Source organism: Pseudomonas sp. Pseusp49, assembly GCF_059491875.1.
Genome location: NZ_CP168514.1, coordinates 3,216,527 through 3,231,167, shown reverse-complemented (window position 1 = coordinate 3,231,167; position 14,641 = coordinate 3,216,527). Strand labels below are relative to the sequence as shown.

Below are 14,641 nucleotides of genomic sequence, written 5' to 3'. Positions count from 1 at the left end.
CCGGGCGGGTCTTTACTGGCCCCGCCCGGCTGCCCGTTTTTTTGCGTCTCAACAAGGTACGTCAGCATGTCGAATCCTCAACACACGCAAAGCGCAACCACACCCTCGGGACTCAAACGCGTGGTGGCCGCCGCCATGGCTGGCACCGTCGCCGAATGGTATGAATTCTTTCTCTACGGCACCGCCTCGGCATTGGTTTTTGGCAAGCTGTTCTTCCGCCAGACCGACAGCCCCATCGACGGCATCATTGCCGCCTTCGCCTTGTACGCGGTCGGCTTTCTCGCCCGGCCGTTGGGCGGTTTGGTGTTCGGTCACTACGGTGACAAATTCGGCCGCAAACGCCTGCTGCAACTGAGCCTGGTAGTGGTCGGCATCACCACCTTCCTGATGGGTTGCCTGCCTGGCTTCGACCAGATCGGTTACGCAGCACCCGTGCTACTGGTGCTGTTGCGGTTGATCCAGGGCTTCGCTTTCGGTGGCGAATGGGGCGGCGCGATTCTGCTGGTGTCCGAACACTGCCCGGACAATCGTCGGGGCTTCTGGGCCAGTTGGCCGCAAGCCGGGGTGCCGGCCGGCAACCTGGTGGCCACGCTCGCCCTGCTGCTGTTGTCGTCGAACCTGTCAGAGCAACAGTTCCTTGCCTGGGGCTGGCGCGTGGCGTTCTGGTTCTCGGCGGTAGTCGTGTTGATCGGTTACTGGATTCGCACCAGCGTCGATGACGCGCCGATCTTCAAGGAAGCCCAGGCCCGTCAGACCCAGACCAAACAGCAACAGCTTGGTGTGGTGGAAGTGCTGCGCCATCACTGGCGTTCGGTGCTGGTGGGAATCGGCGCTCGCTTTGCCGAGAACATCCTCTACTACACCGTAGTGACGTTCTCGATTACCTATCTGAAACTGGTGGTGCACAAGGACACTTCGCAAATTCTGCTGCTGATGTTCGGCGCGCACCTGGTGCACTTTTTCCTGATTCCCCTGATGGGCTATCTGTCGGACATCATCGGGCGCAAGCCGGTGTACCTGACCGGCGCGGTGCTCACAGCGTTCTGGGGTTTCATCGGTTTCCCGATGATGGACACCGGCAACAACTGGCTGATCATGGCCGCCATCACCCTGGGCCTGGCCATCGAGTCGATGACCTATGCGCCTTACTCGGCGCTGATGGCTGAATTGTTCCCGACCCACGTACGCTACACCGCTCTGTCCCTGTGCTACCAGGTGGCGCCGATCTTCGCCGGTTCCCTGGCACCGCTGATCGCCATCACCTTGCTCAACAAGTACCAAAGCTCGACTCCGATCGCCTGGTATCTGGTGGGCGCCGCGCTGATTTCCGTGGTGGCTGTCGGCCTGACCCGCGAGACCCGTGGCAAGTCATTGCGCCAGGTGGATGCCGAGTCGGCGGCGCGGGTTGCTGCCGTGGACGCAGCCGTGCCAGCTACCCCGCGCCGGGGTGATTCGTTGGCTTGAGTGCATCAAAAGATCGCAGCCTTCGGCAGCTCCTACAGGAATGGATGTCGGGTGAATACGGTCGGTGTAGGAGCTGCCGAAGGCTGCGATCTTTTGCCCTTATCTTTCCAGACCGGAGATTTTCAATGCTCGAAATCCTTGGCCACAACTATATCGGCGGAGCGCGCAGCGCCGCTGGCGGCATCTTCCTGAACAGCCATGACGCCAGCACCGGTGAAGCACTGCCCTACTCGTTCGTGCAAGCCACCGCGCAAGAAGTCGACGCGGCCGCCCAGGCCGCTGCGGCCGCCTATCCCGCCTTTCGTCATTTGCCGGCGACGCGCCGGGCACAATTTCTTGACGCCATCGCCGCGCAACTGGATGCTCTGGATGACGAGTTCGTTGCCCTGGTGACACGCGAGACCGCCCTGCCCAGCGCCCGGATTCAGGGCGAGTGCGGCCGCACCAGCGGCCAGATGCGTCTGTTCGCTCAGGTCCTGCGTCGGGGCGATTTCTACAGCGCCCGCATCGACCGTGCCCTGCCGGAACGTCAGCCGCTGCCACGGGTTGACCTGCGCCAGTACCGGATCGGCGTCGGCCCGGTGGCGGTGTTCGGCGCCAGCAATTTTCCGCTGGCCTTTTCGACGGCTGGCGGCGATACCGCCGCGGCCCTGGCCGCCGGTTGCCCGGTGGTGTTCAAGGCCCACAGCGGGCACATGGCAACCGCCGAATGCGTGGCCAATGCGATCCTGCGCGCCGCCGAGCAGACCGACATGCCCAAGGGTGTGTTCAACATGATCTACGGCGCTGGTGTCGGTGAAGCGCTGGTCAAGCACCCGGCGATTCAGGCCGTCGGTTTCACCGGCTCGCTCAAAGGTGGCCGTGCCCTTTGCGACATGGCCGCTGCACGGCAACAACCCATCCCGGTGTTCGCCGAGATGAGCAGCATCAATCCAGTGTTGGTATTGCCCGAAGCCTTGCGCGCGCGGGGCGAGAAAATCGCCGGTGAGCTGGTGGCATCGGTGGTCCAGGGTTGCGGGCAGTTCTGCACCAATCCGGGGTTGGTCATCGGTATTCGCACCCCTGAATGGACGGCGTTCACTGCGCGGCTAGGCAACCTGATGGCCGAACAACCGGCGCAAACCATGCTCAATGCTGGCACCCTCGGCAGCTATGAAAAAGGGGTGCGGGCCTTGCTCGAGCATCCGGGCGTGACGCATCTGGCGGGCCACGACCAGCAGGGCAATCAGGCGTGGCCGCAACTGTTCAAGGCCGACGTCAGCCTGCTGCTCAACGGGGATCCGCTGCTACAGGAAGAAGTGTTCGGGCCGACCACCATTGTCGTTGAAGTGGCGGACAGGGTTGAGCTGCGGCAGGCGTTGAACAGCTTGCACGGGCAACTGACCGCGACATTGATTGGCGAAGCATCGGATCTTCAGACCCATGGGGACCTGCTGATATTGCTGGAACAAAAAGTCGGCCGGGTGCTGTTCAACGGTTACCCCACCGGAGTCGAAGTCTGCGATGCCATGGTCCATGGCGGGCCTTACCCTGCAACCTCCGACGCCCGTGGCACATCGGTTGGCAGCCTGGCCATCGAGCGATTCCTGCGGCCGGTGTGCTACCAGAACTGCCCGGACGCCTTGCTACCCGACGCCTTGAAAAACGCCAACCCACTGGGGATTGCACGTCTGGTGGATGGCAGCAGCCAGCACGACCCAATCTAGAAAACCACACAAATAGCTGTAGGAGCTGCCGCAGGCTGCGATCTTTTGCTGTTGATTTTCAAGATCAAAAGATCGCAGCCTTCGGCAGCTCCTACGCAAAATATGTGATCACCACCCATCAAATGTGGGATTGATTCAATCAGGCGAGCAAGGCCTTGAGGTCGTTGTACAGCGCCTCGGGAATTTGCACGCCTTCCACCAGGCTGCGTACCCGCGCCGCGTAACGTCGTTGCGACGGTAAGCGTGCGCCCTGCCCTTCAATGCCCTGGAACAACGTTTCGGCCCGGGCCAAATGTTCTTCAGTGGCGTCCCCCAGAAAGCGCCGAGGGTCCAGGGCGATGATCAATTCGCCATGGTACGGCGACGACTTGCTGCCCCCGTCGTAAGCCAACGACTCGGCACTGGTCAGGTCACCGATCAGCGGCCCGGCAATCAACTCCACCATCGCCGCCAGCGCCGAACCCTTGTGCCCGCCAAACGTCAGCATCGCGCCGCTATCCAGCACCACGTTGGCGTCGGTGCTCGGCTGGCCTTGGGCGTCCACGCCCCAACCTTCGGGAATCGCCTTGCCGGCACGCCGGTGCAGTTCAATATCACCCCGGGCAATCGCGCTGGTGGCGAAGTCGAACACAAACGGATCTTGCCCCGCACGCGGCCAACCGAAGGCAATGGGATTGGTGCCGAACACCGGCAGTCGTCCTCCAGCCGGCGCCACCCAGGCGTGGCTCGGATTACACGCCAGCGCCACCAGACCAGCGGCCGTCAGTTGCTCGATCTCCACCCACAGCGCCGAGAAATGTACACAGCGGTTGATTGCCAACGCCGCAATGCCGTTGGCCCGGGTTTTCTGCGCCAGCAACGGCAACCCCGCCTGAAACGCCAACTGCGAAAACCCACCGCCAGCATCCACCCGCACAATCGCCGGCGCCTGGTCGATCACCTGTGGCTCGGCATCGGCCGACACCTTGCCGGCCCGCAGGGAATTCACACACCCCAGAATCCGGTACAAACCGTGGGAGGCACAGCCATCACGTTCGCCAGCAATCACCGTCGCCGCCACCGCTTGTGCATGGGCCAGATTAAAACCGTTGTGCAGCAAGATCGATTCAGCCAACTCACGGGCTTCGATCAGGGTCAGTCGGATCATGGTCATCTCCTTGGACAGACCGGTCAGGGTGGTCTATCCGAGGCGTCATGGCTTGATGGGTTTGGGCATTGGCGATGACGAAATTGGCACAGCGCGGGCAGGTGGACTCCGTTGAACCAATGGCTGATGACGGGTCCCTGATCCTGATTGTGCAGAAGGCTGCTGGCCTCTTCGTCGGAACGCCGCCCGGAGCAAGCCCGCTCCCACAGGGTTCACACTGTACCTTGTGGGAGCGGGCTTGCTCGCGAAGGGCGCGACTCGGTCCCAAGCCTGATCTTTGCAGGCGAGGCAACACAGAATTGTCATCAATCCAATTGATCGCCGCTTAATCAAAGGCGCAATCTAGAGGGCTGGCTCGGGTCTTATATCATTCCGAATGATAGTTACCTTCGCCCCATTCGATTCGTGAGATACAAACCCGCCGCGCATCATTCGCCAATCTCAACACATTGGCGGATGCATCCATGGAACAGTCATTCAAACATTTGCGCTTCCCGTTGGCTTTGTTGGCCGTAGTGGTGATCAGCGCTTGCGGCAAGGCCCCGGAAACCGCCGCCACGATGCCAGCAGCCAAGGTCAGCGTGGCCAAGGTGCTGGAACAACCGGTCAACGAGTGGGACGAATTCACCGGGCGCCTGGAAGCGCCGGAAACGGTTGAGATTCGTCCTCGGGTCTCCGGCCAGATCGATGAAGTGGCGTTCACTGAAGGCGCCCTGGTCAAGAAAGGCGACCTGCTGTTCCAGATCGACCCGCGTCCGTTCCAGGCTGAGGTCCGCCGCCTCGAAGCCCTGGTTGCACAATCGCGCGCCAATGCCACCCGCAGTGAAAACGAAGCCCAGCGCGGTGAGCGCCTGCGCACCAGCAACGCCATTTCCGCCGAGCTGGCCGATTCGCGCACCAGCGCCGCCCAGGAAGCCCGCGCCGCCGTCGGTGCGCTTCAGGCGCAGCTCGACCTGGCCAAGCTCAACCTGAGTTTCACCCGCGTCACCGCACCGATCAGCGGCCGTGTCAGCCGTGCGGAAATCACCGCCGGCAACCTGGTGACCGCCGACACCACGCCGCTGACCAGCGTGGTCTCCACCGACAAGGTCTACGCCTACTTTGACGCAGACGAGCGTGTGTTCCTCAAGTACACCGAGCTCGCTCGCCAGGGCAAACGCGGCGCTACCACCCCGGTTTACATGGGCCTGTCCAATGAGGACGGCAACCCGCACCAGGGCGTGATGAACTTCGTCGACAACCAGGTCAACCCCAAGACCGGCACCATCCGTGGCCGCGCCGTGTTCGACAACAGCGATGGCAGCTACACCCCGGGCCTGTATGCACGCCTGAAACTGGTGGGCAGCGGCACCTACAGCGCCATGCTGATCAACGATGAAGCGGTGGGTACCGACCTGGGCAAGAAGTTCGTGATCGTGATGGACGGCGACAACAAGACTGCCTACCGCGCGGTGGAACTGGGGCCGAAGATCGAAGGTTTGCGCATCGTGCGCAGTGGCCTGAACAAGGACGACACCATCATCGTCAAGGGCCTGCAACGGGTACGTCCCGGCTCACCGGTCACCCCTGAAGTGATTCCGATGGCCAGCGAACAAACCCTCGCGGCACTCGCACAACAACGCCAAGCGCTGGAAGCCAGCAACCTGCCCCAAGTCGCGCCTGCCAAGGTCGCGCCGGGCACGGTTGTGAAACTGGCTGCCACGACCCCACGCGGTTAAGGGATTTTTACGATGAATTTTTCCCAATTCTTCATTTCGCGGCCGATCTTCGCAGCGGTGCTGTCGCTGCTGATCCTGATCGCCGGTGCGATCTCGCTGTTCCAGTTGCCGATCAGCGAATACCCGGAAGTCGTGCCGCCGACCGTGGTGGTACGCGCCAACTTCCCCGGTGCCAACCCGAAAGTCATCGGTGAAACCGTGGCCGCTCCCCTGGAGCAGGCCATCACCGGCGTCGAGAACATGCTGTACATGTCCTCGCAGTCGACCGCCGACGGCAAGATCACCCTGACCATCACCTTTGCCCTGGGTACCGACCTGGACAACGCGCAGGTGCAGGTACAGAACCGCGTGACCCGGACCGAGCCGAAACTTCCCGAGGAAGTGACGCGTATCGGTATCACCGTGGACAAGGCATCGCCCGACCTCACCATGGTTGTGCACTTGACCTCGCCGGACAAACGCTACGACATGCTGTACCTTTCCAACTACGCGATCCTCAACATCAAGGATGAGCTGGCGCGGCTGGGCGGTGTCGGAGACGTGCAACTGTTCGGCATGGGCGACTACTCGCTGCGTGTCTGGCTCGACCCGAACAAAACCGCTTCGCGCAACCTGACCGCCACTGACGTGGTCACCGCCATTCGTGAGCAGAACCGCCAGGTGGCCGCCGGAGCATTGGGCGCGCCCCCTGCCCCGAATGCCCAAAGCTTCCAGCTGTCGGTCAACACTCAGGGCCGCCTGGTCAGTGAGGAAGAGTTCGAGAACATCATCATTCGCTCTGGCGACAACGGTGAAATCACCCGCCTCAAGGACATCGCTCGTGTCGAGCTGGGTTCCAGCCAGTACGCCCTGCGTTCGCTGCTGAACAATCAGCCGGCGGTGGCGATCCCGATCTTCCAGCGCCCTGGCTCCAATGCCATCGAGATCTCCAACGAAGTCCGGGCGAAAATGGCCGAACTGAAGAAGAACTTCCCCGAAGGCATGGACTTCAGCATCGTCTATGACCCGACGATCTTCGTGCGCGGCTCCATCGAGGCGGTGGTTCACACCCTCTTCGAAGCACTGATCCTCGTGGTGCTGGTGGTGATCCTGTTCCTGCAGACCTGGCGCGCTTCGATCATTCCGTTGGTGGCTGTGCCGGTTTCGTTGATCGGTACCTTTGCCGTGATGCACCTGTTCGGCTTCTCGCTCAACGCCCTGTCGCTGTTCGGCCTGGTACTGGCCATCGGTATCGTGGTGGACGACGCCATCGTGGTGGTGGAGAACGTCGAGCGGAACATCGAGCTCGGATTGACCCCGGTGGAAGCCACCAAACGCGCCATGCGTGAAGTCACCGGCCCGATCATTGCCACGGCGCTGGTGCTGTGTGCGGTGTTCGTTCCGGCGGCGTTCATCTCCGGGCTGACCGGGCAGTTCTACAAGCAGTTCGCCCTGACCATTGCGATTTCCACGGTGATCTCGGCCTTCAACTCCCTGACCCTGTCGCCGGCGCTGGCTGCTGTGTTGCTCAAGGGCCATGACGCACCGAAAGACCGCTTCTCCAGGGTGCTGGACAAGATGTTTGGCGGCTGGCTGTTCCGTCCGTTCAACCGTTTCTTTGAAAAGGCCAGCCATGGTTATGTCGGTACCGTTGCCCGTGTGATCCGTTCAAGCGGCATCGCCCTGCTGCTGTACGCCGGCCTGATGGTCCTGACCTTCTTCGGTTTCTCCAGCACCCCGACCGGCTTCGTACCCGGCCAGGACAAGCAGTACCTGGTGGCCTTCGCGCAATTACCGGATGCCTCGAGCCTGGACCGTACCGAAGACGTGATCAAGCGCATGTCCGACCTGGCGCTGAAGCAGCCTGGAGTGGAAAGCGCGGTGGCCTTCCCTGGCCTGTCGATCAACGGTTTCACCAACAGCCCGAACGCCGGCATCGTGTTCGTCACCCTCAAGCCGTTCGACGAGCGTAAAGACCCGAGCATGTCCGCCGGTGCGATTGCCGGTGCCTTGAACGGCCAGTACGCGAACATCCAGGAAGCCTACATGGCGATCTTCCCGCCGCCGCCGGTGCAAGGCCTGGGCACCATTGGTGGTTTCCGCCTGCAGATCGAAGACCGGGGCAACCTGGGCTATGAAGAGCTGTACAAGGAAACCATGAACATCATCGCCAAGAGCCACAGCGTGCCGGAACTGGCCGGCCTGTTCACCAGCTACACGGTCAACGTGCCGCAGGTCGATGCCGCCATCGACCGGGAAAAAGCCAAGACCCACGGCGTGGCCGTCAGCGACATCTTCGACACCCTGCAGATCTACCTGGGTTCGCTGTATGCCAACGACTTCAACCGCTTCGGGCGCACCTATCAGGTCAACGTTCAGGCTGAGCAACAGTTCCGCCTCGAATCCGACCAGATCGGCCAATTGAAAGTGCGTAACAACAAAGGCGAGATGATCCCGCTGGCGACCTTCATCAAGGTCAGCGACACCTCGGGCCCGGACCGCGTGATGCACTACAACGGCTTCATCACCGCTGAAATCAACGGTGCGGCAGCCCCCGGCTACAGCTCCGGCCAGGCCGAAAAAGCCATCGAAAAACTGCTCAAGGAAGAACTTCCGAACGGCATGACCTACGAATGGACCGACCTGACCTACCAGCAGATCCTGTCCGGCAACACCGCGCTGTTCGTGTTCCCGCTCTGCGTACTGCTGGCGTTCCTGGTACTGGCGGCCCAGTACGAAAGCTGGAGCCTGCCACTGGCGGTGATCCTGATCGTACCGATGACCCTGCTGTCGGCCATCACCGGTGTGATCGCCTCCGGCGGTGACAACAACATCTTTACCCAGATCGGCCTGATCGTACTGGTGGGCCTGGCGTGCAAGAACGCGATCCTGATCGTCGAGTTCGCCAAGGACAAACAGCTGGAGGGTCTCAACCCGCTGGCCGCGGTACTGGAAGCTTGCCGTCTGCGTCTGCGGCCGATCCTGATGACCTCTTTCGCGTTCATCATGGGGGTCGTGCCGCTGGTGTTCTCCAGCGGTGCCGGTGCCGAAATGCGTCACGCCATGGGTGTGGCGGTGTTCTCCGGGATGCTCGGGGTGACCTTCTTCGGTCTGTTGCTGACGCCAGTGTTCTACGTATTGATTCGTAACTTTGTCGAGCGTGGCCAGGCGCGCAAAGCCGCCAAGGTCGCCCTGAAGCTGGAGTCGCACTGATGAGTTTGAAAGCCTTCCTGCCGAGCCTGCTGGTCCTGGCCTTGAGTGCCTGTGCCGTGGGTCCGGATTACCAGACGCCCAACACCGAGGCGGCCAACATCACGGCCGCCACCGATGGCGCCGCCGGCCAGAAGAACTTTGACCGCTCGCGCTTCGAAGGCATCTGGTGGCAGCAGTTCGAAGACCCGACCCTCAACCAGTTGGTAACGCAATCGCTCAAGGGCAACCGTGATTTGCGCGTCGCTTTTGCCCGCTGGAAAGCCGCACGGGCGATCCGCGATGACATCAGTAACGACAACTTGCCGGTCGTCACCAGCCGTGTCAGCAGTGACTTGGGCAAGGGCCAGATTCCTGGCCAGACCACCGACCGGGTCAATAGCGAACGCTACGACCTGGGCCTGGACATGGCCTGGGAGATCGACCTGTTTGGGCGTATCCAGCGCAACCTGGAATCGGCGAATGCCGAGCAACAGTCGCTAGAAGCCGATCTGTACCAGCTGCAGGTGAGCATGATTGCCGAACTGGTGGATGCCTACGGTCAACTGCGTGGTGCGCAACTGCGGGAAAAGATCGCCCTGGCCAACCTGGAGAACCAGCAGGAGTCGCGCAAGATCACCATCAACCTGCGCGATGCCGGCGTCGGCGATCAGCTCGATGTGGAGCGTGCCGATGCCCGCCTGGCGTCAGTCGAAGCCAGCGTGCCGCAATTGCAGGCCGAACAGGTTCGGGAGAAGAACCGTATCGCCACGCTGCTGGGTGAGCGGCCGGACAAGCTGACCGTGGATCTGAGCCCGAAAGACTTGCCGGCGATTGCCAAGGCCTTGCCGATCGGTAATCCGGGTGAACTGCTGCAACGCCGGCCGGACATTCGCAGTGCCGAGCGCAAACTGGCGTCGGCCACGGCGCGGATCGGCGTGGCCAAGGCCGACCTGTTCCCGCAAGTCAGCCTCAGCGGCTTCCTTGGTTTCACCGCCGGGCGTGGTTCGCAAATCGGTTCCTCGGCGGCCAATGCCTGGGCGCTCGGTCCGAGCATCACCTGGGCAGCGTTTGACCTGGGTAGTGTGCGCGCCCGTTTGCGCGCCGCCGACGCCGATGCCGAGGGCGCCTTGGCGACTTACGAGCAGCAAGTGTTGCTGGCCCTGGAAGAATCGGAAAACGCCTTCAGCGACTACGGTAAGCGCCAGCAGCGCCTGATTTCGCTGATTCGCCAGAGCGAGTCCAGCCGTTCCGCAGCCGATCTCGCCGAGATTCGCTACCGCGAAGGCACCGCCGACTTCCTCGTGCTGCTCGACGCCCAGCGCGAACGCCTGGCGGCCGAAGACACCCAGGCCCAGGCTGAAGTCGACCTGTATCGCGGCATCGTCGCCATCTACAAGGCCCTCGGTGGCGGCTGGCAGCCCGAGACGGTCGCCAGCAATTAACCCCAAGCTTTCAAGCGCTCCTTTGGTTGGCCGCAACCAACCAATTCCTTTGCCCTGCGTCTCATTCGGTCGCGGGGCTTTTTTTGCCCAGAACACAAACCCCCGTAGGAGCTGCCGAAGGCTGCGATCTTTTGATCTTTCATGAAGATCAAGATCAAAAGATCGCAGCCTTCGGCAGCTCCTACAGGGGGCTCGACGCTTGGCGCCCCCTCCTGTATCGCGGTTTTCAAGCGCTTTGCCCGGCGTCTCATTCGATCACGGGGCACACATCCTTGTAGGAGCTGCCGAAGGCTGCGATCTTTTGATCTTTCGTGAAGATCAAGATCAAAAGATCGCAGCCTTCGGCAGCTCCTACAGGGGGCTCGACGCTTGGCGCCCCCTCCTGTATCGCGATTTTCAAGCGCTTTGCCCGGCGTCTCATTCGATCACGGGGCACACATCCTTGTAGGAGCTGCCGAAGGCTGCGATCTTTTGATCTTTTGTGAAGATCAAAAGATCGCAGCCTTCGGCAGCTCCTACAGGGGTTAGCGGTGGGTTTCCTGGACGGTCACGGTGGCGGTGGTCCCTGCCCTGAGTTTGTCTTTACCGGCATAGTCGGCATCGATCTCGATCCGCACCGGCACCCGCTGCGCCAGTTTGATCCAGGTGTAACTGGGGTTGATGTTGGCCAACAGGCGACCGCCCGGCAGGTTTTCCCGGTCGGCAATGGCAAAGGCAATGCTCTGCACTTTGCCGCCAAAGGTTTCGCCACTCATCAATTCGATCCTGACCCGGTCGCCCTCGCCGATCCGCGGCAACTTGGTTTCTTCAAAGTAACCGCTGACATAGAACGAATCGCTGTCCACCAACGCCAGCAACGGCCCCCCGGCCGAGGCGTAATCGCCCTCCCGGGTCAGCAGGTTGGTGACATAGCCTGTCACCGGGGAGACGACATGGGTGCGCTGCAAATCGAGCTCCGATTGGGTCAAGGCCGCGATGGCCAGTTGCACGTTGGCCTCGGCCAGCACCAGATTGGCCTGATTTCGCAGCAGATCAGCCTGGGCCACCGACACATCCGTGTTGGCTTTTTCCCACTCTTCGCCGGAAATTGCCGAACGGTCCTTGAGCGTGCGCCGCCGTTGCTCCTCGCTTTGACGCTGCTTGAGCAACGCTTCGCTGGCGGTAATGGACGCCTGGGCCTGCCCGAGCGAGGCTTTCGACACCTCGACGGCACGCTTGGCATGCTCCACCGCCAGTGTGTAACGCGCCGGATCGATCTCCAGCAGCGTCTGGCCCTTGTTCACATGTTGGTTGTCCTGCACGGCCAGGCTGACGATTCGCCCCGAGACATCGGCGGACAGGGTCACCACATCGGCACGCACCCGGGCATCCCGGGTCCAGGGGGCACGGGTGTAATGCTCCCAGGCGAACCAGCCCAGGATCAAGGCCAGCAGTACCACCGCCAGCGTCGTGAGTCGGGGAAGGATGTTCTTCAAGGCATCAGGCTCCCATCACCAGTATCAACGTAGCGCAGACGCAGACGTACAACGCGCCTTCGAACAAGGCCTCATGCCAGACGAACTGCAGCACACCGACGCGCCGCAGCACCCAGTCCAGCAGCAGGAAAATCGGCAAACCCAGCAGCAACGCCTGGGCGATCGGGGGCAGATAGGCGCCACCCACTTCCAGATCAATGGGCAAGGACAGGGTCTCCTTCAATGCCGGTGGGTTGAAAGTAGCCGCGATAACGCTCGACGAACGACACCACGATCAACAGCGCCACGCGCATGCGGAACACCGACCACAAATGCTCATGGACATCGGTATGCAGGGCATCCAGTTCGTCGCCCAGGGCGTGCAGGCTATCGAGCACCCGTGCCACTTCGACCCCGGGCCGGCCGGCGACCAGCCTGCCCGTTTCCCGGACGGTGGAAAACAGGCGACTTTGCAGGTCCGGATTCAGCAAGGCGTTGTTCTGCCCCTGCTGCCTGAGCTGATTCATCGCAATCCCCAGCGCCATGCAGGCCAGGCTGACTTGAAAGCGCTCATGGGATTGTGGCTCCTGCGTTGCCGGCAGCAGCCCCAGCATCATGGTCAGGCGATCAACCATGCGACTCTCGAACGCAAACTGCTGTTCATCGGTCGGCGCGGTTTTCAGCAAGGCGTACACCTGCTCGCAGTTCTCTTTATAGAGCCGCCTCATGCGCAAATCCGGCCTGAAGGGAAAGATCAGCGCATAGACGCTCAACGCCAGCACGGTCGCGCAGGTATAGGCCCCGGCAAATTCGAACCACTGGATGGCGGTGTTTTGACCGATCCCCACGTTCAGCGGACCGAGCAACAGAAAAGTCGTGAGCCCCAGGCCAATGCCGGTGCCTGTCGTGGGTGGACTGGCCAGCCCCACCGCAACGGCATAGAGCAAGGGCGCCAACAGCAAGGCAAGCATCTCGAAATTGCTGATCATCGGCACGAACAAGAACTGCAGGAGCGCCGAGGCCACCAGTGCCAGCCCGAAGCCCCTCGCGTAGCTTTGCACGGCCAGCAGCGGCCTTGGAAAGGTCGACATCAGCGAGCAAAGGATGCCCACCAGCACCATCCCGCCTCGCGCACCGTCCCAGCCGGTTTCGATCCAGATCAGGCCGCAAATCAACAGCGCGGAAAAAGCCCGGATGGCGTTCATGGTCGCCAGGGTGAAGTCCAGATGCAGCGGATTTTCCCGCCCGCGAAACACGCTGCTGGCCGGTCGCCCGCTCTGGATGGCATCACTCAACTCCAGAATCTGCTCCAGCTGCTGCAGCAGGCGAGCCTGCTCCCAGCGCAGCGACCAGGCCAGCGAGCGCAAGGTGGCCGGCAGCGGTTCGGTCAATTGTTCGGCTCTGTAGGCCAGTTCATCGAAGCGTTGTTGCAACGACGTAAAATGATGGCGCTGTTCACTGGACAGCGAACGCCCCTCCCGCGCCAGCTCATCGAGAAACGCCAGTTCTTCGGCGCGTATCCGTTGAATTTCCTCGGGCAACTCGCCCTCCCAGCGCTCGGTCAACAGCAGCCGCTGATGGCGCAGGGCTGTCAGCCGCGCGGTCAACAACACCAATTGGTTGCCCAAGAGTTGCACCAGGCCGTTGGCACTGCGCAACCGTGGCGCATCGAAGTACATGTGCCGGCGCACGCCCTCCAGACCGCTGATCTGGCCCAACAGCTGCATTTGTCGCTGCTGGAAATCGGCTTCGCTCTCTTCGGTGCGAAGGACGGCGCTGGCATGGGTGGCCAGCAACCGGATGATCTGGTCGATCCTGGCGAAGTAGTCACGGGCCACGGTTTCCGGCCTGGCGGTCAGCAGGCTGACCAGACACACACAGGCCACCGCCAGCAAGGTCTCGGTGACGCGCGTCACCGCCAGCAGAAACATGCCGTCCTGATCCGGCACCGCCAGCAAGGCCACCACCACGGCGGTGTAGCCGCTGAGGACAAACGCCTGGGAACTGGTATAGCGCAACAAGGTGCCACCGGCGGTACACAAGGCCAGCCACAATGCCAGGGTGGTGATGAACGGCAGCGGAGCCTGGGGAAAGATCGCCATGATCAACACCGCCACGGCTGCGCCCAGCGTGGTGCCGATCACCTGGCCAAAACTGCGGGCCAGCACCATGCCCCCCAGTGGCTGGCTGATGATGACCACGGCCATGATCGACCACTTGGGCTGGTCCAGATCGAACAAAAACGCCAGGTACAGGGTCAATAACCCGGCCGCGATGGTTCGCAAGGCAAACAGCAACACCCCGGGGCCGGGGTTGAGCATGGCCTTGAAGTACTGCAACAACGCTTGCATGGGAACACCCGTCGACACACTTCCAGCAAGCGTAGTCACTGTGGCGGTGCCTTGAGAGGTTTTGCTGGCGACGCCGTTTGCAGGCCCATTGATCGCTGGCGGGAGGGGTTTTCCACGGTTTGAATCGTCAGTGAACGTCTTCAAGGTTTGACTCAAGGCCTGGCCTGACCGAAGCTGGCGCCTTTGCA

The 14,641-nt window shown here is 61.8% G+C and carries 9 protein-coding genes; 5 read left to right on the top strand and 4 right to left on the bottom strand.

The features are described 5' to 3' along the window. Positions 1-66: 66 nt before the first annotated feature. On the top strand, positions 67-1,464 hold the full coding sequence (abaF, locus tag ACEN83_RS14560) for a fosfomycin efflux MFS transporter AbaF (protein ID WP_495580725.1): 1,398 nt from the start codon (positions 67-69) through the stop codon (positions 1,462-1,464). A gap of 125 nt (positions 1,465-1,589) precedes the next feature. After that, positions 1,590-3,170, top strand: coding sequence for an aldehyde dehydrogenase (NADP(+)) (locus ACEN83_RS14555; RefSeq protein ID WP_495580724.1), 1,581 nt, complete (start codon positions 1,590-1,592; stop codon positions 3,168-3,170). 139 nt (positions 3,171-3,309) lie between these two features. On the opposite strand, the gene ACEN83_RS14550 is transcribed toward ACEN83_RS14555, so the two are convergent. Further along, complete coding sequence (locus ACEN83_RS14550) at positions 3,310-4,317, bottom strand: Ldh family oxidoreductase (RefSeq protein WP_495580723.1); 1,008 nt, start codon at positions 4,315-4,317, stop codon at positions 3,310-3,312. Between the two features lie 464 nt (positions 4,318-4,781). Between ACEN83_RS14550 and mexE the strand changes: the two genes are divergently transcribed. The 3 genes from mexE to ACEN83_RS14535 are packed head-to-tail and all read left to right on the top strand — an operon-like array spanning position 4,782 to position 10,648. After that, on the top strand, positions 4,782-6,035 hold the full coding sequence (mexE, locus tag ACEN83_RS14545; RefSeq protein WP_007970593.1) for a multidrug efflux RND transporter periplasmic adaptor subunit MexE: 1,254 nt from the start codon (positions 4,782-4,784) through the stop codon (positions 6,033-6,035). Positions 6,036-6,047: 12 nt separating this feature from the next. Continuing rightward, on the top strand, positions 6,048-9,227 hold the full coding sequence (locus ACEN83_RS14540) for an efflux RND transporter permease subunit (RefSeq protein ID WP_495580722.1): 3,180 nt from the start codon (positions 6,048-6,050) through the stop codon (positions 9,225-9,227). Continuing rightward, positions 9,227-10,648 carry an efflux transporter outer membrane subunit gene (locus tag ACEN83_RS14535; protein WP_007970590.1) on the top strand — a complete coding sequence of 474 codons (1,422 nt, stop codon included), beginning with the start codon at positions 9,227-9,229 and terminating at the stop codon, positions 10,646-10,648. Before ACEN83_RS14540 ends, ACEN83_RS14535 begins: the two co-directional genes overlap by 1 nt. Positions 10,649-11,172: 524 nt before the next feature. Here the strand turns inward: ACEN83_RS14535 and ACEN83_RS14530 are convergent. Genes ACEN83_RS14530 through ACEN83_RS14520 form a run of 3 tightly spaced genes read right to left on the bottom strand, consistent with a single transcriptional unit; the run spans position 11,173 to position 14,453 of the window. Then, entirely contained in the window at positions 11,173-12,123 is a 951-nt protein-coding gene (locus ACEN83_RS14530) for an HlyD family secretion protein (RefSeq protein WP_495580721.1), read from the bottom strand. A gap of 4 nt (positions 12,124-12,127) precedes the next feature. After that, positions 12,128-12,328 (bottom strand): DUF1656 domain-containing protein, encoded by a 201-nt coding sequence (locus ACEN83_RS14525; RefSeq protein WP_495580720.1) that lies wholly within the window; start codon positions 12,326-12,328, stop codon positions 12,128-12,130. Next, positions 12,318-14,453 (bottom strand): FUSC family protein, encoded by a 2,136-nt coding sequence (locus ACEN83_RS14520; protein WP_495580719.1) that lies wholly within the window; start codon positions 14,451-14,453, stop codon positions 12,318-12,320. The genes ACEN83_RS14525 and ACEN83_RS14520 overlap by 11 nt, the downstream gene beginning before the upstream one ends. Positions 14,454-14,641: the final 188 nt, after the last annotated feature.